Genomic DNA, 20545 nt, shown 5'->3' with positions numbered 1-20545 from the left:
CGCCTCAGGGGCTAGGGCTAGCGGCCGAGCAGCTCGACGAATTTTGCCAGCCATTGCGGGTGGGCGGGCCAGGCCGGCGCGGTGACCAGGTTATCGTCCACCCAGGCCTGATCGACGCCGATATCGGCATACTGGCCGCCCCCCAGGCGAATCTCGGGCGCGCAGGCCGGGTAGGCGCTGCAGGTGCGGCCCTTCAGCACGCCGGCCGCCGCCAGGATCTGCGGTCCGTGGCATACGGCGGCAATGGGTTTATCGGCGGCGTCAAATTCCTGCACCAAGGCGATCACCGCGGGATTGAGCCGCAGATATTCCGGCGCCCGGCCGCCCGGGATCACCAGGGCGTCATAGTCCTGCGCCCGCGCGGCGGCAAAATCGGCGTTAAGCACAAAGCGATGGCCCGGTTTCTCGCTATAGGTCTGCGCGCCGTCAAAATCATGGATCGCGGTCAGCACGTATTCGCCCTTGCCTTTATCGGGGCAGACGGCGTCCACGCGATGGCCCAGCATCTGCAATGCCTGGAACGGCACCATGGCTTCATAATCTTCGACGTAATCGCCGACCAGCAGCAAAATCTTTTTTGTGGTCATGATGAAAACTCCCTGGAGAGGTGGAGGAGAAAGGCACAAGATTCAGCCCATGTCAGCGCAGGGCCAGCCGGGCATTCACTGCCCTGATGACGCTATTTTAGCTTAAAAAGCGCCTGAATAATGGCATTTGGCTAACAAAACAGCCCCGGGACGGCCTGCGCCGCTGCGCCGGCGGGGGCTTATCGTAATGCGCGCGCTAAGAGAGGTTTCGTCATAACCGGAGCCGCGATAGGGATATTTTCCCGCCTGCCCAAGAAGTGTGACTGCGTTCAAAACACTATGTTGAACCATCTAGTATGGTAGTGCGCATTGTTTATCATCAGCAGGTGTGAAATGGCATTTATCGACCGGGATTTTTTGTTAAAGAGCGATTGCGCGCGCGAGCTTTATCATCAGGTCGCCGCGCTTGCGCCTATTATCGACTACCACTGCCATCTTGATCCCCGGGTTATCGCCGAGGATCGTTCTTTTGCCAACCTGACCGAACTCTGGCTGGCCGGGGATCATTATAAATGGCGCGCCATGCGCGCCAACGGCATACCCGAGGAATTCATTACCGGCAACGCCTGTGCGATGGAAAAATTCCAGGCCTGGGCGCAGACCGTCGAGGCTTGTGTCGGCAATCCGCTCTACCACTGGACCCATCTGGAGCTTAAATTCTATTTCGGTATCACCGAGCCCCTGAACGGTCAAAACTGGCGGGGCGTTTGGGATCGGGTCAATCCGCTATTGCAACAGCCATCGTTTTCACCGCGCGGATTGATACGTCAATCCAATGTCGAGGTCATTTGTACCACCGATGCCCCGACCGATTCCCTGGAATACCATCAGGCGTTGCGCGATGACGCGGATTTTGCCACCCGGGTGCTGCCGACGTTCAGGCCCGACGAGGCGCTGGAGGCCGACGGCGACGTCTTCCGGCGCTTTATCGCCCGTCTTGAGCAACTCAACGGCGCCGCCATTCACCGTTTTGACGACTACCTGGCGGCGCTGGATGCCCGCGTCGGCTATTTCCACCAGCATGGCGGCAGGCTTTCCGATCACGGCCTGACGCGTATTGCCTATTTACCGTCCACGCCAATGGAACAGGAAGCGCTGTTCCAGCGGAAAAGGGCGGGCGACGCGCTCGCGGGCGACGACCAGGTCCGTTACCAATCCGCGGTGCTGCTGGCGCTGGCCGGCTTTTACGCCAAACGCGGCTGGACCATGCAGATCCATTTTGGCGCGCTGCGTAACGCCAATACCCGCATGTTTCAGCAGCTCGGCGCGAATGTCGGTTACGATTCCATTTGCGATCAGTCCGACATCGCGCCGCATCTTAACCGGCTGTTCGACGCCATGGCGCAACGGGACGCCCTGCCGAAAATCATCGTTTATAACCTGGATCCGTCGCTCAATGACGTGGTGGCCTCCACGCTGGCCAATTTCCAAACCGGGGGCGGGGTTAAATCGAACATGCAGTTCGGCGCCGGCTGGTGGTTTAACGATACCCGGCGCGGCATGATCCGCCAGCTGACCACGCTGGCCGACCACGGACTGTTAATGAATTTTGTCGGTATGCTTACCGACTCGCGCAGCTTTATTTCCTACACCCGGCATGATTATTTTCGCCGCATTTTATGTGATCTGATTGGCGAGTGGGTCACGGCGGGACATATTCCCGCCGACCAGGCCTTGCTGGAAAAACTTATCGGTAATATTTGTTATCAGAATGCCAAGGTTTATTTTGATTTTTAGCGATCGCTGTTATTGCATGAGTCAGATTTAATATTTGAGACATAATATTATTTTTGACTTTATCGTCATTTTTTAAATGCAGCGAATAATTATCTATTGTCTCGCCGCATAAAATTTAAAATAGAGGCTTAACGTTATGTCGAGGAAAGTCACAATACCTATCGGTATCGGCTATGGCCTTACCGATATCATGGGCGGGGGGGCGTTTACCGTTATCGGCGCCTGGCTGTTGTTCTACTATACGACCTTTGTCGGCCTGTCGCCGATACAGGCGGCGTCGATTGTGGGTATCGCGCGTATTGTCGATGCTATCGTCAGCCTGTTTATGGGAAGTTTTACCGACCATTTTTACAAAAACTATTTTGGTAAAAAATTTGGCCGCCGGCGCTTCTTTTTATTAATCGGTTCGCCGCTCATGCTGGTCTATGCCTTATTGTGGCTTAACGGCATGAATTATTGGTTTTATCTGTCGGTGTATTTATTATTTGAAATCATTGCCGCGATGGTGCTGATCCCCTGGGAAACCCTGCCGTCGGAAATGACCAAGGACTTTAACCAGCGCACCAAATTATCGACCTGCCGCATGTTCCTCTCGGCGATGGGCACGTTCCTGGCAACCTTCATTCCGGGATTGCTGATTGGCCATTTCGGGGAAAACAACCCTACGGCCTATTTGGTTAACGGCCTGTTTTTTGCCGTGCTGTTCGCGGTATGCATCATGGTCTCGTATAGCGTGACCTGGGAGCGGGCGCTGACGCCGGCCATGCTGGCGGATCTGGATCGCGCCAAATCCACCGATAAACACAGCGTTGGCGATCAATTAAAGCGCTTTGGCCGGCTATGGATAGAGTATGGCTCGACGCTGAAAATACGCGCTTTTCGTAAACATATCGCCATTTACCTGCTGTCTTTTACCGCCAAGGATATCTTTAATACCGTCTTTGTCTTTTTCTGCGTGTATTGCCTGAGCGTCTCCGCGTCATTTGCCGCGGGCCTGCTTTCCCTGAGTATTATCGGCCTGCCGGTGACGTTATTGGCGGGCATGGCGATTATTAAATACGGTCCCTCCCGCCTGTATATTTGCGGCTATACCATTATGCTGGTTTGCCTGGGGGCGCTGCTTGCGGTGTACCTGAATAATCCGCCGGCCAAGGTCCTGATGCTTTACGCTATCGCCATCACCTACCAGATAGGACGCTGCCTGTTGGAATTTACCCCCTGGAACGTCTTTCCGTTTATTCCCGATATCGACGAGATGGTGACCAAAAAACGCCGCGAAGGGCTGTTTGCCGCGGTGATGACCTTTTCCCGCAAGACAAGTGTTGCCATCGCCACCTTTTTTGTCGGCGTGATTTTGCAGGAAGGGGGGTTTATTACCGGCAGCGCCGTGCAGTCCCCGCAGGCGGTAACGACCATCGCCATGCTGCTGTTTATCGGCACCGGCGGCCTGCTGGTGCTGGCGCTGTGCGTCGCGCTGACGTTCAGACTGAATAAACGCACCCATACCATTCTGGTGCAGGACATCGAGCGGCTGAAGAACAACGGCGATAAACGCCAGGTCGACCCGCGCACCCGGGCCGTCGTCGAAGACCTGACCGGCTATAGTTATGATAAGGTCTGGCCTGATACCGTGCCGGAAGTGGCGCCGGCGACCGCGCCGGAGACGGCGTAAAGGGCTAATGCGCCGCGGCGGCCGGGCGGATTCCCGGCGCCGCGCGCCGCTGTTTCTCATCCCGCCATCCCCGCGGCCGGTAGCACCGGCCGCGTTCCGTACGCCCATGACGCGCTATTCAGTCATCCTCAAACCATTCGCCGTTGCGCTCGCTAATAGGCGTAATGGAGAAAATCATTTCCTGCAAATGGAGGCGCATCGCCTGTTCGGCGGCGTCGGCGTCTTTGGCTTTAATGGCGCGGAGAATATGATGATGCTGTTCGATAAGCCGGTCCGGCGGCGAGACTTCGCTTAAGGTCAGAAAACGCACCCGGTCCATCGCCGCCTTGATATTTTCCACCGTTTCCCAGGCGAGGGCGCAATCAATGCTGCCGGCGATAAGCCGGTGAAAATCATCATCAAGCCGCAGGAACTCAAAGCTATCGTTTTTTTGCGCCGAGCGCGATTGCAGCTCCAGATTATATTCCAGCCGCTCAAGATACTCCGGGCGGGCCTGCCTGGCGGCGCGGCGTACCACGGCGCTTTCCAGCGATTCACGGATAAAACGCCCGTCCTCCACCAGCCTGGCGGAGATTTTACGCACAAAGGTGCCGCGCTGGGGCAATACCTGGACCAGCCCGGTTTCCGCCAGTTTAATAAAAGCTTCGCGCACGGGTTGGCGCGAGACATTAAACCGCGCGGAGATTTCTTTTTCGGAAAGCAGCGAACCCGGCGGGATTATGCAGGTGACAATCTCCTGGCGCAGGAAACGGTAAATCTGCTGATTTACCGGCTGACCGGCATGGAGGATATGGGTGAGCGACATAGGATATTGACCGTTTTATCAAATAGCTTAGCTGAATATATTACAATTGCCGGTAAGTCTAAAGGGATGATGCACCCGCTATTGCCGTTATGTCGGCTGGCGCCGGCTTATAGTAATACGATAAGCTATATGCGGTAATAACGGCGGGCAAACAGTAGGGGGGATCGTGGGATGCAAAAACGGCTCGACCTGGGTATCGGCGGTCAATCTCTATCACCAGGCTACGCCGGGGCCTGCCGCGCCTTGCGGCGTGCGCCGTCTATCGCGCCCGGGCGGTATCCCGGCCTGGCGGGCTGACGATGGCGCCGTTATCCCGCCGCCGGCTCTTGCGCCTCGGCGCCGGATGGGCGGCCTGGAGCACCCTGGGCGCAAGGGTTTCATTCGGCGCGCCGCCGGTATCCCCGCGGCCGCCTTCGCCAGGAGCATCGCCTATGCCGACCCGTCCTATCCCTTCCTCGCGCGAAGCGCTGCCGGTTATCGGCCTTGGCACCTATCGCGGCTTTGATGTCGCGCCCGGCGACAGTCAGTATGCGCGGCTTCCCGCGGTGCTGGATGCGTTGTTTGCCGCCGGCGGCACGGTTATCGACAGTTCGCCCATGTACGGCCGGGCGGAGCGCACCACCGGCGAACTGCTGGGGGCGCGGCGGCTGCGGCCCCGGGCCTTTCTCGCCACCAAGGTATGGACCTCCGGACGCGAGGCCGGCATCCGGCAAATGGAGGCGTCGTTCCGTTTACTGCAAACCGATCGCATCGATCTGATGCAAATCCATAATCTGCTGGACTGGCAAACGCACCTGCCCACCCTGCGCGCGATGAAAGCGGCGGGACGCATTCGCTATATCGGCGTCACGCACTATACCTCCGCGGCGTACGATGCGCTGGAGAGCGTCATCAACGCCACGCCGCTGGATTTTCTGCAGATTAACTATGCCCTGGACGATCGCGCGGCCGAACAACGGCTGCTCCCCCTGGCGCGTGACAAAGGGGTGGCCGTTATCTGCAACACGCCGTTTGGCGGCGGGGGGCTGCTCAGGCGCCTGGGGGCGACGCCGCTGCCCGGCTGGGCCGCAGACGCCGGCGCCGCGTCCTGGGCGCAGCTGGCGCTGAAGTTCGTGCTCGCCAATCCCGCCGTCACCTGCGCCATACCGGGCACGGGCAATCCCAGGTACATGGCGGAAAACGCGGCGGCGGCGACCGGACCGGCGCTGACGCCGCGGCAGCGGCGCGAACTGATCGCCCTGGTCTGATGGCGGCGGGCAAACCGGCGTGACGTCCACCCGCGGCAGTCCAGCCGCGCGCCGCAGCCGCCTTGCCGCGAAAATCGCGGCGAACTCCCGCGCGGCTGATCCTCACTCAGCCAGGCTGTGGCCGGCAATCGGCGCCGGCCGCCTTCAGCACGCTGGCGATATTATGCCGGTGCACCGCCTCATAGGGTTCGAACCAGGCCACCGCGCCGGTCGCCAGCGAGGCGGCGGCAAACTCCACCAGCGGCAAAGCGGCTAATTCCGGGTGTGCCGGCAGCCGGAGCAGCTGTTCCACATACCGCTGCGTGGCGGCGATCAGGTCGCGCGGGTAGCCGCCGGCGGCAATCATCTCTAAGCGGCCGTGGTTCGGCAGGATCCGCTGGAAATCCCACTGGCCGAGGCGGGCCAGCTCGCGCAGGTGTATCGCGAGCCGTCCGGGTTCGGCGACATAGGTCAGGGTATCCTCCAGCGTGTCGCCGGCCAACAGCAGCCCCAGCGAAGGGATGCGCACCACCAGGCCGTCCGCGCTGTGGATATCGAACTGGCGCAGCTCCAGGGAGAGGGCGCCGACGGTCAGGTCCAGGCTATCGGTAAAGGTGGTGGTGGGCAGGACCAGCGGCGTAATGGGCGGGGCGCCGTTTTCCAGCTCTTCGCGGTGTTCTATCAGCAATTGCCGGGTCAGGTCGCAGGCGATGATTTCGCAATCGGCGAACGCCGCGTTGCCCGCGACATGATCGGTATGCCAATGGCTCATGATCACCCTGATGGCGGTGACGCCCTCTTCTTCCAGGATGGCGCGGATCGCCGCGGCGTGATCGAGCGTCATGTGGGTATCGTACACCGCCGCCTCGTGGCCCGCGATGATGGCGTAGGTGGCGGTGCCGAGAGAGAAGGCGCCGTCATCGAGCCAGTTAGCTTGCGCGCCGTAAAGTCTCTTATGGGGGATGCGCCCGTCGTAAAAGGCCATGATCCCGGGCCAGGGGCGGCAGACGCGCAGGGTGGCGGCTTGGGAAACGCTATGCTGATGATCTGACATGCAACACCTGCCTTGATTGAGAATGCCGCGCCGGCGGCCGGTCAAAAACCCTACGCGCGGCATGCAGCGCGAGAGTGCCCGCTTTGACTATACCCTATGGGCCTTTTTTTAGGCATAGACTTGCATGATGATAGTCACTGGCGGTATGCTACTTTCAACTTGATAGTTACCAGCCGGAGCACCCGCCCATGACCAAGACCGATTTCAGCGCCATGCCCTGTCCCATCGCCCGCAGCCTGGGACGGGTAGGGGAATGGTGGAGCATGCTGATCCTGCGCGACGCCTTCTACGGCCTGACGCGGTTTTATGAATTCGAGGCCAGTCTGAAGATCGCCCCCAATATGCTGACGCGCCGGTTAACCGAACTGGTGGAAAACGGCCTGCTGGAGCGCAGGCAGTACAGCGATAAGCCTCCCCGCCACGAATATCACCTGACCGAGGCCGGACGCGATTTCCGGCCGGTATTATGGGCGTTGCTGGCCTGGGGCAACGCCCATTTCGCCCCCGAAGGCATCGCGACACAGCTGGTCAACCGGGAAACCAACGTGCCGGCGCAGCCGATACTGGTGGATGCCGTAACCGGTGAAAAAATGACCGACGCGGCCTATCGGGTAGGCCCGGGACCGGTGGCCAGCGAGCAAATGCGCTACCGCATGGCATTTTTGCAGCTAAAAAAAACGACCGGGGATGACAACCTGCGTTTTAACCCGCCCGCTAAAAAATGTGCTTAACAGGATAGCCCGATGAACACGCCTCTCAGCGCAAGCGACGCGCCGCCGCGCGGCATGAAAAAAAGCCGCGTCCTGATGCTTATGGCCTTGACGGCCGGTGCGGCGATACTTACCGGTTACGGCTATTTTTGGTGGACTCAAAGCCGCTTTGTGCAGACCACCGACGATGCGTATATCGGCGGCGACATCACCACCATCAGCGCCAAAGTGGCGGGATATGTCGCAAGCGTCGAGGTCACCGATAACCAGGCGGTGCATGCCGGCGATGTGCTGGTGCGCCTTGACGATCGGGATTACCGGGCCGAACTGGCGAAAACGGAAAGCGAAATCGCCGCGCAGCAGGCCGCGCTGGTCAATCTGGCCTCGACGCGCAGTTTAAAGGAAGCGCTGATCGAGCAGGCCAAGGCCGCCATCGCCGGTTACGACGCGCAAACGGAACGCACCCGCCATGACCTGGATCGCTACCAAAAACTGCAGATGTCCGCCGCCGTCTCCGTGCAAAGCCTGCAAAAAGCCGAGGCCGACTACCGGCAGGCGGTGGCTGATGGCCAGCAGGCCCGCGCGGCGCTCCTGGCGGCACAGCGTCAGCTGGCGGTCACCGATAGCGAAAAAGGCCAGATCAAGGCCGCGCTGGATCAGGCCGTTGCCGGCCGCGATCTCGCGCGGCTTAATGTGGAGTACAGCCAGATCCGCGCGCCGATAAACGGCGTGGTGGGCAACCGGCGGGCCAGGTTGGGCGCCTGGGCCGGCGCCGGCAGCCAGCTGTTGGTCATTATCCCGGCCACGGGCTTGTGGGTGGACGCCAATTTTAAAGAAGATCAGCTGGCGGATATGCGGCCGGGACAGCGCGCCACGGTGCGGGCCGATATCCAGCCCGGGCGGGTGTTCCACGGTACGGTCAGCAGCCTGGCGCCGGCGACCGGCGCGCAGTTCAGCGTGCTGCCGACGGAAAACGCCACCGGCAATTTCACCAAAATCGTCCAGCGCGTCCCGGTGCGCATCAATCTTGACCGCGACGACGGCACGCTGGGCCTGCTGCGCCCGGGGCTGTCGGTAACCGCCGCCATCGACAGCCGCGAAGCGGAACGCCCGTGAGCGCCGCCGCCGCGCCGGCCGCGCATTCATCGGTGGCGGCCCTGCCGGCCGGCATGACGCTGCCCACCCGTATCTTCGCCTTTGCCACCATGTGCGTCGGCATGTTCATCGCCTTGCTGGATATACAAATTGTCTCGGCGTCGTTAAAGGATATCGGCGGCGGCCTGTCGGCGGGCACCGATGAAACCGTCTGGGTCCAGACCGCCTATCTGATCGCCGAGATCATCGTCATACCGCTTTCGGGCTGGCTGGCGCATGTGATGTCGACCCGCTGGCTGTTCTGCGTTTCCGCCATTGGCTTTACCTTATCGAGCCTGCTGTGCGGCTGGGCGTGGAATATCCAGAGCATGATTCTGTTCCGGGCGATGCAGGGATTTCTCGGCGGTTCGATGATCCCGCTGGTGTTTACCACCGCCTTTATCTTTTTTGCCGGGCCGCAGCGGGTGTTCGCCGCCGCCACCGTCGGCGGCATCGCGTCGCTGGCGCCGACGCTTGGGCCGACGGTGGGCGGCTGGATTACCGAAAACTATTCCTGGCACTGGCTCTTTTTTATCAATTTAGTGCCGGGGATTTTTGTTGCCGTCGCCGTGCCGCTTATGGTCAGGATTGACCGCGCCAACCTGGCGCTGCTGCGCGGCGCCGATTACCTTGGCATTGTGCTGCTGGCGCTCTGCCTGGGCTGCCTTGAGTACACCTTGGAGGAGGGGCCGCGCTGGGATTGGTTTAGTGATGGCGTTATCCTGGCCACCGCCTGGATTTCCGCCGTGGCGGGCGTATTGTTTCTCTGGCGCTCGCTAACCTTTGCCCGGCCGATTGTCGATCTGCGCGCGTTAAAAGAGCGCAACTTCGCCCTTGGCTGTTTTTTCTCCTTTATCACCGGCGTCGGCCTCTTCGCCACTATCTACCTGACGCCGCTGTTCCTCGGCCAGGTCCGGGGATTCAGCGCGCTGCAGATCGGTATGGCGGTATTTTCCACCGGCATCTTCCAGGTCCTGTCCATTCCGGTTTATTCCTTTTTAGCCAACCGTATCGATCTGCGCTGGCTGCTGATGTTCGGCCTTGCCTGCTTTGCTTTCTCCATGTGGAATTTTATGCCGATTACCCATGACTGGGGGGCGCGGGAACTGCTGATACCCCAGGCGTTCCGCGGCATGGCGCAGCAGTTTTCCGTCGCCCCGGTCGTCACGCTGACCCTGGGCAGCCTGGCGCCGGAACGACTGAAAATGGCCTCGGGGCTCTTCAACCTGATGCGCAACCTGGGCGGCGCCATCGGCATTGCCTGGTGCGCGACGTTGCTCAACGATCGCACCAACCTGCATTATTCCCGCCTGGCGGAATCCCTGACGGCGTCCAACGAGGCGATGAACGCCATGCTGGATACGCTGGCCGGGCAATTTACCCGGCTCGGCTACGATCCGTCCTCCGCCGCCGCCGCCGCGTTGCGCCAGCTGTGGTCGCTGGCTTACCGCGAGGCGCGCACGTTAACCTTCAGCGATACGTTTATGGCGATCATGTGGTGCTTTATCATCGCCACCGCCATGGTGCCGCTGATGAAGAAAATAACCAAGCCGGCGGCGGCGCCCCCGGCGCATTGACGGCGGCAAAGGCGGATGGGCGCGTGGCCACGTTATTGCGCGCTCACGTCCGTGCGCTGGATTTTGGTATAAAGATAGACGGCCAGCCCGCCCAGGATGGCTACCGCGCCGATAACGCTGAATCCCGCCAGATAGGAGCCGGTGTTGCTGTACAGCACGCCGACGACAAAACCGGCGGTGGTGCCGCCGCCGCCCGCGCCGATGCCGTTAATCACCCCGGCCGCCGGGCCTACCGCTTCGGGCTGGACGCTTGAGGTGATAATCGACCAGATATTGGTGGTGTAGCTGCTGGTGAAATAGGCGATGGCCAGGGTAATCAACGCCATTTTCGCCACCGGATTATCAATAACGGGCAACATGACCAGCAGTATGCCGGCGACGGCCAGTCCCGAGGCGGCGATCAGCCCGCGTTTCTGGGTACGATCGCTGATATAGGCCATCGGAATGGCGAACACAATCGCCAGCATATAGGGCAGGGAACTGGCAAACCCCTGCCACAGGCCGGTAAAGCCCAGCGAATGAACCAGCATCGGAATAAACAGCGTAATGCCCCAAAACAGCATGCCGTTGGCGAAATAACTGAATATCAATAACAGGAAGGGATAACCGCCGAGCGCCTGGAAAGTCAGTTTCCCGGCGGGACGCGCCTCTTCGGCCGCCGCCCCGCTGCCGCCATCCGGTGCGTTTTTCAGGAAAAGCAAAAATAGCGGCACCACGATCGCCAGGCCCAGCCCGCCGGTGATATAAAAAATCCATTCCCAGCCCAGGGCGTCGTAAATGGGCGTCAGGATCAGAAACCCCAGCGCCAGCGCCAGGAACTGGCCGTAAAACTGGATAAGATTGGTGCCGCGCGTGATTTCATCTGTGGTAAACCAGGCGCGGGCGAAACGGAATTGCTGCGGCCAGTAAATGCCTTCCGCGATGCCGAGAATAATGCGGTAGATAATCAACAGCGTGGGCGAGGTGACCCAGGCGGTCATCACCTGGGCCAGCGACCAGATCAGCACCATGCTGACAATGGTGGTTTTGGGGTTCAGTTTGTAGGTAAGGAAGCCGCCGAAAAAATTCGCCACCGCATAGCCGATAAGAAAGCCGGTTAATGCCAGGCTTTTGGTCGCCGCGCCGGAAAAACCCAGATCGCGTTCCATGCCGGGCAGCGCAATGGAGAGGTTTGAACGATCGAGATAAGCGACAAATAGCCCAATCATCAATGTGCCGCCGATCCGGTACCATTTTGCATGACTCATATCCTGTCCCATTCTGTGTTTATTTTAATGATTCCATCGTAGGGTGACGTGGCCTGGCGAACGTGCCGGCCGTGTTATTGCGCGTAGCGCCGGATAAGGCTCCGGTCGATTTCAATGCCCAGCCCCGGTTTATCCGGCACCGGCATCGACGGCCCGATGACTAAGTCGGAAAGCTGTTCGCGAAAGACGTTGGGCGCCCGATCCAGCTCCAGCAGCGGCCGCGCCTTTACCATCGATGGCACCGCCACCGGAATGGCGGAGATTAAATGCAGCGTGGCGGCCAAGGAGATGGCGGAACCCCATAGATGGGGATAACAATCAACGCCGAAGGCGGTGGCCATCACGGCGATATGCCACGCTTCGCCCAGGCCGCCGCAGGCGGCGACATCCGGCTGGGCGATGTCCACGCAGCGTTGTTCCAGGAACGGCCGGAAGCCAAAGCGGGTAAATTCCGATTCGCCGCCGGCGATGCGCATATGCAGCGCGCTTCTCACCTCGCGATAGCCGGTGAAATCATCCGGCAGCACCGGCTCCTCGAACCAGGAGATGTCCTGTTCTTCAATCATCCTGCCCAACTGGATGGCCTCGCGCGCGGTATAGGCGCGATTGGCATCCACCGCCAGGCCGGCATCGGGGCCGATCAACTGCCGCACCCGCGCCACCCGTTGCGCATCCTGGCGAAGCCCCAGGCCGCCCACTTTCATTTTGAAGGCCTGGTATCCCTGGTTCAGCGCCTCGTCGGCGTCTTTCTCCAGCGTATAGCGCGCGTCGCTGGAATAATAAAAAGACGACGCATAGGCGGTGACCGGCACCGCGGCGCCGCCGCCCAGCAATGCCGCGATAGGCTGCCCCATGATTTTGCCGGCGATATCCCATAGGGCGATATCGATACCGGACAGCGCGGAAACCGCGATGCCTTTGCGGCCGAATTCTCGGGTGCGGTTGTAGAGGTTTTCCCATAACGGCGCGCGCTGCAGCGGATCCTGCCCGATCAGCAGCGGGGCGAATAATTCATTGATCAGCGCGGCGTTGGCCCTGGCCGGGCCAAAACACTCGCCCCAGCCGATCACGCCCTCGTCGGTGATGATTTCCAACAGGCAGCTGGCCCGGCTATCCCATAACCACTGGGACATGCCGAACTGTGTATCCAGTTTTTGTACCACCACGTAAGTCTTGATATCTTGAATGTGCATCGCTGCCTCCGGTCCAGCAGGGTAATCGATTACCCTGGCGGTAAAAATTAAGTCAGGGTTGAGTCTCTCGGGATCAGTTTCACCGGTAATTCAATGGCGTCCGGTCCATTTTGCGGTTCTTTTTTAATCAAATGGGCGATCAGTCTTTTCGCCGCGGCGGCGCCGACCTCGTAGGTCGGTTGCGCGACCACCGTCAGGCTGGGATCACTGACCGAGGCCCATTCGGTATCGTCAAAACCGATAAACAGGAAATCGGCGGGAATGGCATATCCCAGGACCTTGGCGGCCTTGAGCACCGCCAGCGCCAGCATGCCGTTGGTGGCGATAATGCCCAGCCGTTGCCGCGGGTCGCGCCGCGCCATGATATGTTGCAGGGCGTCGGCGACCGGCTCGACCTGGACACGGCCGATAATCTGGATATCGCTGATGATGCCGTCGGCCCCGGCGCGGGCGGCGTGCGTGCGGAAAGCCTCAACGCGTTCCATGCGCGGGCTGATCCCGGTGGTGGGCGGGCTGAGCAATGCCAGGGAACGGCAGCCCTGCGCCCGCAAATGATCCACCGCCAGGGCCATGCCCTGCGCGTTATTCACGGTAATGGCCTGCACCGCCCCCTGGCTGATTTTACGTCCAACCAGCACCACGGGGGTCCGCTCGGCCAGGCTGGCGATAAGACCATCATTGCCGCCGGTGGTATTTATCACAAAACCGTCGACCCGTTTCGCCAGCATCATCTCGATAAATTCTTTCTCCTTTACCGGCAGTTCCCTGGAATTGCAGACGAATATGGTATAGCCGAACGCCGCGCAGGCTTCCTCGATCCCTTGCAGGATGGCGATGGAATAGGGATTGAGGATATCGGACACGATCACCGCGATGGTGTTGCTTTTGGTGCTGCGCAGCGTGCGCGCCACATCGTTCGGTTTATAGCCCATAGCGTCAATCACGCTTTCAATGCGCAATCGGGTGTCCGCGCTCATCGCATGAAACTTGCCGTTCATATAACGTGATACCGTGGCGGTGGAGACGCCCGCCGCCTGGGCGACATCACGGATAGCTATGGGTTTTTGCATGTTTATTCGCATTAGGTAATCGATTACCTAATGTTAGATTCTCACTGCGAAACCATACTGTGATCCAGGGCGCAAAAATGATTTTCAGCCGGTAGAAACGACCCGGGGGAGTGGGGAAACCGGGCGGCGGGGATGTCTTCCCGCCGCGCCGGCAAGGTCTTTACCGGGACGGAGGGAGATTAGAAGATGGCCTGATATAACGCCTTGATATCCTCCAGGCTGGTTTGCCGGGGGTTGCCGCCGGTACAGACGTCGTCAAGCGCCGCCTGCGCCAGCGCCGGGATGTCCTGTTCCCTCAGGCCGACTTCGCGCAGCCGCGCGGGAATGCCCACCTCGCGGCAAAGCGCCTTCACCGCGTCGATGGCCGCCGTCCTCGCCTGCTCAAGCGGCATGGCGGCCGCGTTTTCAACGCCCATCGCCACGGCGATCGCCCGGAATTTTTCACCGGTTTGCGCCGCGTTGTATACCATAATATGCGGCAGAAGAATGGCATTGGCGACGCCGTGCGGGGTGTTGTAATACGCCCCCAGCGGATGCGCCATGCCGTGCACCAGCCCCAGGCCGACGTTGGAAAATCCCATGCCGGCGATATATTGCCCCAACGCCATGTCGTCCACGCCCCTGGCATCGCCCTGAACCGACGCGCGCAGCGAGCGGGCGATGATTTCGATGGCCTTCAGGTGAAACATATCGGTGAGTTCCCAGGCCGCCCGGGTGGTGTAGCCCTCAATGGCGTGCGTCAAGGCATCTACGCCGGTGGCGGCTTTCAGGGACGCGGGCATGCTGGACATCATGTCCGGGTCGATAATCGCCACCAGAGGAATATCGTGGGGATCGACACAGACGAATTTACGCCGTTTGTCCTCATCGGTAATCACGTAGTTAATCGTTACTTCGGCCGCGGTGCCGGCCGTGGTGGGTATGGCGATCACCGGTACGCTGGCCGCGGTGGTGGCGGCCACGCCTTCCAGGCTAAGCACATCGGCGAAGCCGGGATTAGCGATGATAATGCCGATGGCCTTGCTGGTATCCTGCGGCGAACCGCCGCCGATGGCGATAAGGAAATCCGCCTGGGCCGCTTTAAAGGCGCTTACGCCGCGTTTGACGACGGAGACCGTGGGGTTTGGCATCACTTCATCAAAAACGTCGAAGGCAAAACCCGCTTGATCAAGTAACGCGAATACCCGGGTGGCCACCTTAACGCGGATTAACTCCTGGTCGGTAACAATCAGCGCCTTTTTATAACCGTGGGCCTTTGCTTCATCGATAATATGCGAAATAGCGCCCCGGCCAAAATAGGCGGTTTGATTTAGGATCATACGATTAGTCATAATGATAACCTTCGGTTGATTTCAGAATTGTTAGTAAGAAGTAACACGTCTTGTTTTATGCGCATGGCGTAATAACAGGCGATATATCGCCTGTGGATTGATCTTTGCCGGTATCGTAACGCAAGCGCCGCCCCAGGACCTTCCGCCCATTGCCAGTACCGGACAAAAGATGGCAATCATGTAAAGATGCCGCGGGAGGGGTAAAAATCGGTTATAGGTGTGAAAAATTCAGCCTTAAAAAAGAACGCTTTTATTATTTTTAGATTTAAAAACAACACATTAATTTAAATGAGCATGGCATAAATTATGTACTTTATTTTACGATAATTAAGATTGTTGTCGATAAATGAGCGCGAATAATAAAAAAAATGAAACGTCGTGCCGATTTTTTTATTAATAATACATTGTTTTTTGAGCGATAAAAAATAAGCTTATGAGAACCTGCCGCAAATAAATCAATTATGTTTTTGTGATACTCATCACATCCCTCTTTATATGCGTGCCAGGGTGACGATCTGAATGGCGTGGATATGAAGGTAAGGCTCAGTCCGATGCTTAGAATACAAAATTACATTGGCATTCATTTTCCGGCATGTGTCCCTATCACTTTATGCAAATTATTTTCTAAGGAATTGTAAATGGGCAGCTCAATTTTCCTCGGTATATTATGGCATTTCGTCGGCGCCGCTTCCGCCGCCTGTTTTTACGCGCCGTTCAAGCAGGTCCGGCGCTGGAGCTGGGAGACCATGTGGTCGCTGGGCGGGTTCTTTTCCTGGGTGGTGTTGCCCTGGACCGTCAGCGCCATCCTGCTCCCCGATTTCTGGGGCTATTTTGGCGCGTTTTCCTGGTCGACATTGCTGCCGGTATTTCTGTTTGGCGCCATGTGGGGCGTGGGAAATGTTAATTACGGCCTGACGATGCGTTATCTCGGCATGTCCATGGGGATCGGCATTGCCATCGGCATCACCCTGATTGTCGGTACGCTGATGACGCCTATCCTGCAAGGGAAGTTCGGCGCCATGGCCGGCTCGACCGGCGGCCAGATCACCTTGCTGGGCGTGTTCGTCGCCCTGATAGGCGTCGGCATCGTCAGCTATGCCGGGGTAATGAAGGAAAAAGCGCTCGGCGTCAGCGCGCAGGAGTTCAGTCTTAAGAAGGGCCTGATCCTGGCCGTGCTGTGCGGGATCTTCTCCGCCGGCATGTCCTTTGCCATGGATGCCGCGGTGCCGATGCATATCGCCGCCAAAAATATCGGCATCAGCCCGCTGTACGTGGCGCTGCCCAGCTATGTGATCATCATGGGCGGCGGGGCCATCGTCAATCTGGCCTACTGTTTTTTCCGGTTGGCCACCAGGCCCGAACTGTCGATAAAAGCGGATTTATCCGTGGGGAAATCCCTGCTGATAGCCAATGCGCTGTTCGCCATCCTCGGCGGCGTCATGTGGTATCTGCAATTTTTCTTCTATGCCTGGGGACACGCCAATATTCCGGAACAATACCGTTATGTCAGCTGGATGCTGCATATGAGCTTTTATGTGCTGTGCGGCGGCATCGTCGGCCTGCTGCTCAAAGAGTGGCTGGCCGTGGGCAAAAAACCGGTGCGGGTGCTGAGCCTCGGCGCGATGGTGATTATTCTGGCGGCCAATATCGTCGGCCTGGGCATCGCCTCCTGAACGGGGCGGGCCGCCGGTGATACGGCACCCGGCCCGCCATTTACCGCCTGAGCGCCGTGCCCAGCCCCGCAAGCGTGGGCGTCAGGCTGGCCCCGTTCGCCGGGCGCGGGAAATCGGCGGCCGCCAGGCGCCAGAAGGCCGGCGTTTCATCAAATTGATGCTCCAACTGTTCAATGCCCTCGCTGATGGCGCAGGCCACCAGGCTGGCGGCATGCGCAATCGGTCCGCTGGGGTTATGCGGCGCGCAGCCGGCGCCGTGGGCGGCCGCAAGCGTTGCCACCTCCAGCACGCCGGTGATGCCGCGCGCATATTTGACATCCGGCATCACCACATCGTAAGCGCCGGCGGCGAGCCAGGGAAGAAACGCGGCGGGATGCGTCAGCTCCTCCAGGCCGGCCAGGCGCATGCCCAGGGTATTGGCTGCGCCGCGCAGGTGTTTCAGGGCGGGGATATTTTCCGGCGTTTCCGCCAGCGGGCACTCGAACCAGCTGACGCCAAGCGCCGCCAGTTCCGGTAATACCGCCGACGCGCCCGGCGGGTCGAAGCGCCAGTGGCAATCCACATACAGCTCGGCGGCGGGACCGATGGCCGCGCGGGTGGCCGCCACGCGCGCCAGCCCATCCTCCAGCCGCCGCCGGCCCAGCGGCGTCAGGCGGATATCGGGGGTCAGGCCGTCGAAAGGCGCTATCTTGATACGGTTAAACCCCGCCGCGCGCGCATGCTGCGCCGCCCGGGCGAAACCCGCCCCGTCGCGCTGGACGATGCTGCGATTGATATTGGCATACAACGGGATGCGGGTGCGGTAGCCGCCGCCCGCCAGCGATGCCGCATAGTCGCCCCTATCCTTGCCCCGGATATCCCACATCGCCTGTTCCAGGGCGCTGGCCATCGCCGCCTGGGGTACGCCGTGGGTTTCCCGGGCAATATAGGCGGCAAGCGCCTCCCAGGGCTGTCCCAGCAGATATCGCCGGGCGGCGTCATGGCAGGCGTCGAGCGCGCCCGGCTCACGCACCCAGCTGGCCTCGCCCCAGCCGCATGCGCCGTCCGCCCGCGCCAGGCGGATAAATGACCAGGTGGTTTTGGTCGTGACCGGACAATGCACCAGTTCCAGCGCGGCGATGCGCGAATTATTCATGGGGTTCCTTCGTGGCGGCGTCAAAGGTTTGCGACCCGTCCGCGGGCGGGGCATGCTCACGCATCCGGTTGAGCAGCACCAGCTTTGCGCGCGCGGTATGGGCGGCGGTTACGGCCGCCGCCGCTTCACCGTCGCCGGCGGCGAAGGCCGCCAGCAGTAGCCGGTGATCGGCCACCACGCCGGCAAAACGGTCGGCTTGATAACCGTAGCGTTTCCACAGGGCGCGGATCAGCCGCCAATGCCGCTCGAGAATCAGGCTGGCGTCGCGGTTGGCGGCAATGTGATGAATGGCGGCGTGAAAATCGCGGTTGGCCGTAAGCGCCTCGGCGGCGTCGCCGCGGGCAACCGCCTCCTCGTGCCGCGCCCGCAGCGTTTCCAATTGTTCCAGCCGCTGCGGCGTCATGCGCCCGGCGGCGCGGCGCGCCAGGTAGCTTTCAATCAACATGCGCACATCCAGCAATTCGGCCACGAAGGTCTCATCCACCGCCGCCACCCGCGCGCCCTTATTGGGCTGGGCGACGATCAGCCCTTCGCTTTCCAGCCGCTGCAGCGCCGCCCGTATCGGCATATGGGACACGCCGAAACGCGTGGCCAGCGCGTCGATGCGTAGCGGCGCCCCGGCGTCGAACTCCTGCCGGTTGATGATGGCGTCCCGGAGCCGGTCGGTAATGTCCGGGTCGCCGTCGTGGAGGGACTTATCTATTTTTCGCATAACGATATTTGATCAAATCATATGAGCTGTGGACTTATTTTCTGTTATAAATCGGCTTTATTCAATAGTATTCGGACAACAACAGACAATAATTTGATCAAATAACGCATTGCCGTTGGTTGGTCCATCGTTGAAGCGAGTATGAGGGATAGTATGACATTAAAGATGTTCAGCGGCCGTGTCCGCGCCGGCGGCCTGCTGCTGGCGCTGCTGTTAAGCTTGGCATTGGCGGGCGGCAAGGCCCTGGCGGCGGCGCGCGATACCCTGGTGATTGGACAAAGCGCCGATATCACCTCCTTTGACCCGACGGAACTGCGCATGGGCACCTTTGTGCTGACGCACCTGCTGTATAACACGCTGATCCGCCTGGATGCCGACGGCCGTCCGCAGCCGGAGCTGGCGCGGTCCTGGACCCGCTCCGACGACGGCAAAACGCTGACGCTTAAACTGGCGGACGGCGTGACGTTCCATGACGGCCGGCCGTTTACCGCCAGGGATGTGGCGTTCAGCCTGAACTATGCCCGCGATCCGGTTAACGGCGCCAATATCCTGCCGCTGGCCAAAATGATCGGCAGTATCGATACGCCCGACGATCGCACCGTGATACTGCATTTTGCCGGCGCCTCGGACGCAATCTTCGATTTACTGGATCTGGCGTTTATTATCGACGGCAGCGCGCCTAAAAAAATCAAAACCGGCGGCAACGGCACCGGTCCGTTTAAACTGAGCCGCTACCTGCCGGGCGAGGACGCGGTGTTTGTGCGTAACGAGGCCTACTGGGGGCCGCGTCCGGCGCTAAAGAAAATCACCCTGAAAGTGATTCCCGATCAGCAGTCCGGGGTGATGCAGCTGCGCGCCGGCACGGTGGATTTTTTGCCGTCTTTGGACCGGGAAGCCGCCGAACAGCTGGCCGCGGCCGGTTTCGCCACCGGCGCCGCCACCGTGGAGGGACGGGTGCTGGATATTACGCTGAATACCCGAACCCCGCCGCTGGATAAGCCCGAAGTGCGGCGCGCCATCGGCCTGGCGCTGGATCGCGCGCGTATCGCCCATGATATCGCCGGCCCGGACGCCCGGGTGAAATGCCTGCCCTGGCCGCATTTTAGCCAGCGCGAGGCGGCGGGGCATGAAAACGCCTGTACTTTCGATCTGGCCCAGGCTAAACAGCTGATCCAGCAGGCGGGCGCCGCCGGGGCGGAAATATCGCTGATGTCGCGCAGTCAGTCCGAGCCGCAGATTGGCGCCATGGCGCAGATGCTGCAAAGCGCGCTGCGCGACATCGGCCTGAAGGTGAATATCGTCGAAATGTCCGAGGCCGCCTATATATCGCGCCTGCGCAAAGGGGATTTCCAAATGGCGGCCCATGTCTACGCCCGCGCCGGCCGCGGTCCGTCCACCATCCTGATGTCGGCGGTGATTTTCCGCGCCACCGATAACCTGGTGGGCGTCAAATCCCAGCAGTACCAGGACGATGTGGCCCTGGTGACCTCGCGGCCGCCGGATGAACAAACCGATCGCGCCTGGCAGCGCATCGACAGCTTTATGCTGGAGCAAAACTGGGTATTGCCGGTGGCGACGCTGCCGGTGCTGTGGGCCTCCGCCAAGGGGCTGACGGGCGTGCGTTTTAATCTGGACGGCATGCCGATCCTGAGCGCGGCGTCCTTCCAGCCATGAGCCGGACC

The 20545-nt window shown here is 60.2% G+C and carries 17 protein-coding genes; 8 read left to right on the top strand and 9 right to left on the bottom strand.

The annotated features are described in order from the left end of the window. Positions 1–17: 17 nt before the first annotated feature. The gene (locus ACL2XQ_RS16410; RefSeq protein ID WP_410014462.1) at positions 18–587 is read right to left on the bottom strand and encodes a DJ-1/PfpI family protein; all 570 of its coding nucleotides are present in this window, start codon (positions 585–587) and stop codon (positions 18–20) included. Positions 588–920: 333 nt separating this feature from the next. On the opposite strand from ACL2XQ_RS16410, the gene uxaC reads away from it, so the two are divergent. Both uxaC and ACL2XQ_RS16400 read left to right on the top strand, forming a co-directional pair. Beyond that, the gene (gene uxaC, locus ACL2XQ_RS16405; protein ID WP_413739452.1) at positions 921–2324 is read left to right on the top strand and encodes a glucuronate isomerase; all 1404 of its coding nucleotides are present in this window, start codon (positions 921–923) and stop codon (positions 2322–2324) included. A gap of 136 nt (positions 2325–2460) precedes the next feature. Beyond that, positions 2461–3996 carry an MFS transporter gene (locus ACL2XQ_RS16400; RefSeq protein ID WP_413739451.1) on the top strand — a complete coding sequence of 512 codons (1536 nt, stop codon included), beginning with the start codon at positions 2461–2463 and terminating at the stop codon, positions 3994–3996. A 118-nt stretch (positions 3997–4114) separates the two neighbouring features. On the opposite strand, the gene ACL2XQ_RS16395 is transcribed toward ACL2XQ_RS16400, so the two are convergent. Further along, the gene (locus ACL2XQ_RS16395; RefSeq protein WP_410014465.1) at positions 4115–4801 is read right to left on the bottom strand and encodes a GntR family transcriptional regulator; all 687 of its coding nucleotides are present in this window, start codon (positions 4799–4801) and stop codon (positions 4115–4117) included. Positions 4802–5232: 431 nt separating this feature from the next. Here ACL2XQ_RS16395 and ACL2XQ_RS16390 point away from each other — a divergent pair, with 431 nt between their 5' ends. Beyond that, the gene (locus ACL2XQ_RS16390) at positions 5233–6048 is read left to right on the top strand and encodes an aldo/keto reductase (RefSeq protein WP_413739450.1); all 816 of its coding nucleotides are present in this window, start codon (positions 5233–5235) and stop codon (positions 6046–6048) included. Positions 6049–6154: 106 nt separating this feature from the next. Here the strand turns inward: ACL2XQ_RS16390 and ACL2XQ_RS16385 are convergent, their stop codons facing one another. Then, positions 6155–7081, bottom strand: a complete 927-nt coding sequence (locus ACL2XQ_RS16385) for an MBL fold metallo-hydrolase (RefSeq protein WP_413739449.1) — start codon at positions 7079–7081, stop codon at positions 6155–6157. A 188-nt stretch (positions 7082–7269) separates the two neighbouring features. On the opposite strand from ACL2XQ_RS16385, the gene ACL2XQ_RS16380 reads away from it, so the two are divergent. The 3 genes from ACL2XQ_RS16380 to ACL2XQ_RS16370 are packed head-to-tail and all read left to right on the top strand — an operon-like array spanning position 7270 to position 10502. Continuing rightward, positions 7270–7812: a winged helix-turn-helix transcriptional regulator gene (locus ACL2XQ_RS16380; RefSeq protein ID WP_413739448.1), complete on the top strand. Its 543-nt coding sequence runs from the start codon at positions 7270–7272 to the stop codon at positions 7810–7812. 12 nt (positions 7813–7824) lie between these two features. Then, positions 7825–8907 (top strand): HlyD family secretion protein, encoded by a 1083-nt coding sequence (locus ACL2XQ_RS16375; protein ID WP_413739447.1) that lies wholly within the window; start codon positions 7825–7827, stop codon positions 8905–8907. A 53-nt stretch (positions 8908–8960) separates the two neighbouring features. Continuing rightward, the gene (locus ACL2XQ_RS16370) at positions 8961–10502 is read left to right on the top strand and encodes a DHA2 family efflux MFS transporter permease subunit (protein WP_413731033.1); all 1542 of its coding nucleotides are present in this window, start codon (positions 8961–8963) and stop codon (positions 10500–10502) included. A 32-nt stretch (positions 10503–10534) separates the two neighbouring features. Here ACL2XQ_RS16370 and ACL2XQ_RS16365 read toward each other — a convergent pair whose 3' ends face one another. The 4 genes from ACL2XQ_RS16365 to fucO all read right to left on the bottom strand — a co-directional run bounded on the left by ACL2XQ_RS16365 (position 10535) and on the right by fucO (position 15343). Further along, entirely contained in the window at positions 10535–11749 is a 1215-nt protein-coding gene (locus tag ACL2XQ_RS16365; RefSeq protein ID WP_413739446.1) for an MFS transporter, read from the bottom strand. A gap of 74 nt (positions 11750–11823) precedes the next feature. Next, positions 11824–12942: a mandelate racemase/muconate lactonizing enzyme family protein gene (locus ACL2XQ_RS16360; protein WP_413739445.1), complete on the bottom strand. Its 1119-nt coding sequence runs from the start codon at positions 12940–12942 to the stop codon at positions 11824–11826. Between the two features lie 47 nt (positions 12943–12989). Continuing rightward, on the bottom strand, positions 12990–14012 hold the full coding sequence (locus tag ACL2XQ_RS16355; RefSeq protein WP_410014472.1) for a LacI family DNA-binding transcriptional regulator: 1023 nt from the start codon (positions 14010–14012) through the stop codon (positions 12990–12992). Between the two features lie 179 nt (positions 14013–14191). Next, positions 14192–15343 carry a lactaldehyde reductase gene (gene fucO / locus ACL2XQ_RS16350; RefSeq protein ID WP_410014479.1) on the bottom strand — a complete coding sequence of 384 codons (1152 nt, stop codon included), beginning with the start codon at positions 15341–15343 and terminating at the stop codon, positions 14192–14194. 638 nt (positions 15344–15981) lie between these two features. Between fucO and rhaT the strand changes: the two genes are divergently transcribed. Next, positions 15982–17016, top strand: a complete 1035-nt coding sequence (gene rhaT, locus ACL2XQ_RS16345) for an L-rhamnose/proton symporter RhaT (RefSeq protein WP_413723184.1) — start codon at positions 15982–15984, stop codon at positions 17014–17016. 40 nt (positions 17017–17056) lie between these two features. On the opposite strand, the gene ACL2XQ_RS16340 is transcribed toward rhaT, so the two are convergent. Together ACL2XQ_RS16340 and ACL2XQ_RS16335 are read right to left on the bottom strand one after the other, a co-directional pair. Next, positions 17057–18151, bottom strand: a complete 1095-nt coding sequence (locus ACL2XQ_RS16340; protein WP_413739444.1) for a mandelate racemase/muconate lactonizing enzyme family protein — start codon at positions 18149–18151, stop codon at positions 17057–17059. Next, positions 18144–18863: a GntR family transcriptional regulator gene (locus ACL2XQ_RS16335; RefSeq protein WP_413739443.1), complete on the bottom strand. Its 720-nt coding sequence runs from the start codon at positions 18861–18863 to the stop codon at positions 18144–18146. Before ACL2XQ_RS16335 ends, ACL2XQ_RS16340 begins: the two co-directional genes overlap by 8 nt. Before the next feature lie 153 nt (positions 18864–19016). On the opposite strand from ACL2XQ_RS16335, the gene ACL2XQ_RS16330 reads away from it, so the two are divergent. Next, positions 19017–20537, top strand: coding sequence for an ABC transporter substrate-binding protein (locus ACL2XQ_RS16330; protein ID WP_413739442.1), 1521 nt, complete (start codon positions 19017–19019; stop codon positions 20535–20537). The last annotated feature ends 8 nt before the right edge of the window (positions 20538–20545 follow it).

Origin of the sequence: Sodalis sp. RH14, assembly GCF_047324285.1 — a bacterium.
Taxonomy (GTDB): Bacteria; Pseudomonadota; Gammaproteobacteria; order Enterobacterales; family Enterobacteriaceae; genus Acerihabitans.
This window is presented reverse-complemented; position numbering and strand designations above follow the sequence as displayed.

What these genes read in the sequence shown, in the direction of transcription:
- ACL2XQ_RS16410 (WP_410014462.1), bottom strand. Translation starts at nt 587, where the DNA reads ATGACCACAAAAAAGATTTTGCTGCTGGTCGGCGATTACGTCGAAGAT.
- uxaC (WP_413739452.1), top strand. Translation starts at nt 921, where the DNA reads ATGGCATTTATCGACCGGGATTTTTTGTTAAAGAGCGATTGCGCGCGC.
- ACL2XQ_RS16400 (WP_413739451.1), top strand. Translation starts at nt 2,461, where the DNA reads ATGTCGAGGAAAGTCACAATACCTATCGGTATCGGCTATGGCCTTACC.
- ACL2XQ_RS16395 (WP_410014465.1), bottom strand. Translation starts at nt 4,801, where the DNA reads ATGTCGCTCACCCATATCCTCCATGCCGGTCAGCCGGTAAATCAGCAG.
- ACL2XQ_RS16390 (WP_413739450.1), top strand. Translation starts at nt 5,233, where the DNA reads ATGCCGACCCGTCCTATCCCTTCCTCGCGCGAAGCGCTGCCGGTTATC.
- ACL2XQ_RS16385 (WP_413739449.1), bottom strand. Translation starts at nt 7,081, where the DNA reads ATGTCAGATCATCAGCATAGCGTTTCCCAAGCCGCCACCCTGCGCGTC.
- ACL2XQ_RS16380 (WP_413739448.1), top strand. Translation starts at nt 7,270, where the DNA reads ATGACCAAGACCGATTTCAGCGCCATGCCCTGTCCCATCGCCCGCAGC.
- ACL2XQ_RS16375 (WP_413739447.1), top strand. Translation starts at nt 7,825, where the DNA reads ATGAACACGCCTCTCAGCGCAAGCGACGCGCCGCCGCGCGGCATGAAA.
- ACL2XQ_RS16370 (WP_413731033.1), top strand. Translation starts at nt 8,961, where the DNA reads ATGACGCTGCCCACCCGTATCTTCGCCTTTGCCACCATGTGCGTCGGC.
- ACL2XQ_RS16365 (WP_413739446.1), bottom strand. Translation starts at nt 11,749, where the DNA reads ATGAGTCATGCAAAATGGTACCGGATCGGCGGCACATTGATGATTGGG.
- ACL2XQ_RS16360 (WP_413739445.1), bottom strand. Translation starts at nt 12,942, where the DNA reads ATGCACATTCAAGATATCAAGACTTACGTGGTGGTACAAAAACTGGAT.
- ACL2XQ_RS16355 (WP_410014472.1), bottom strand. Translation starts at nt 14,012, where the DNA reads ATGCAAAAACCCATAGCTATCCGTGATGTCGCCCAGGCGGCGGGCGTC.
- fucO (WP_410014479.1), bottom strand. Translation starts at nt 15,343, where the DNA reads ATGACTAATCGTATGATCCTAAATCAAACCGCCTATTTTGGCCGGGGC.
- rhaT (WP_413723184.1), top strand. Translation starts at nt 15,982, where the DNA reads ATGGGCAGCTCAATTTTCCTCGGTATATTATGGCATTTCGTCGGCGCC.
- ACL2XQ_RS16340 (WP_413739444.1), bottom strand. Translation starts at nt 18,151, where the DNA reads ATGAATAATTCGCGCATCGCCGCGCTGGAACTGGTGCATTGTCCGGTC.
- ACL2XQ_RS16335 (WP_413739443.1), bottom strand. Translation starts at nt 18,863, where the DNA reads ATGCGAAAAATAGATAAGTCCCTCCACGACGGCGACCCGGACATTACC.
- ACL2XQ_RS16330 (WP_413739442.1), top strand. Translation starts at nt 19,017, where the DNA reads ATGACATTAAAGATGTTCAGCGGCCGTGTCCGCGCCGGCGGCCTGCTG.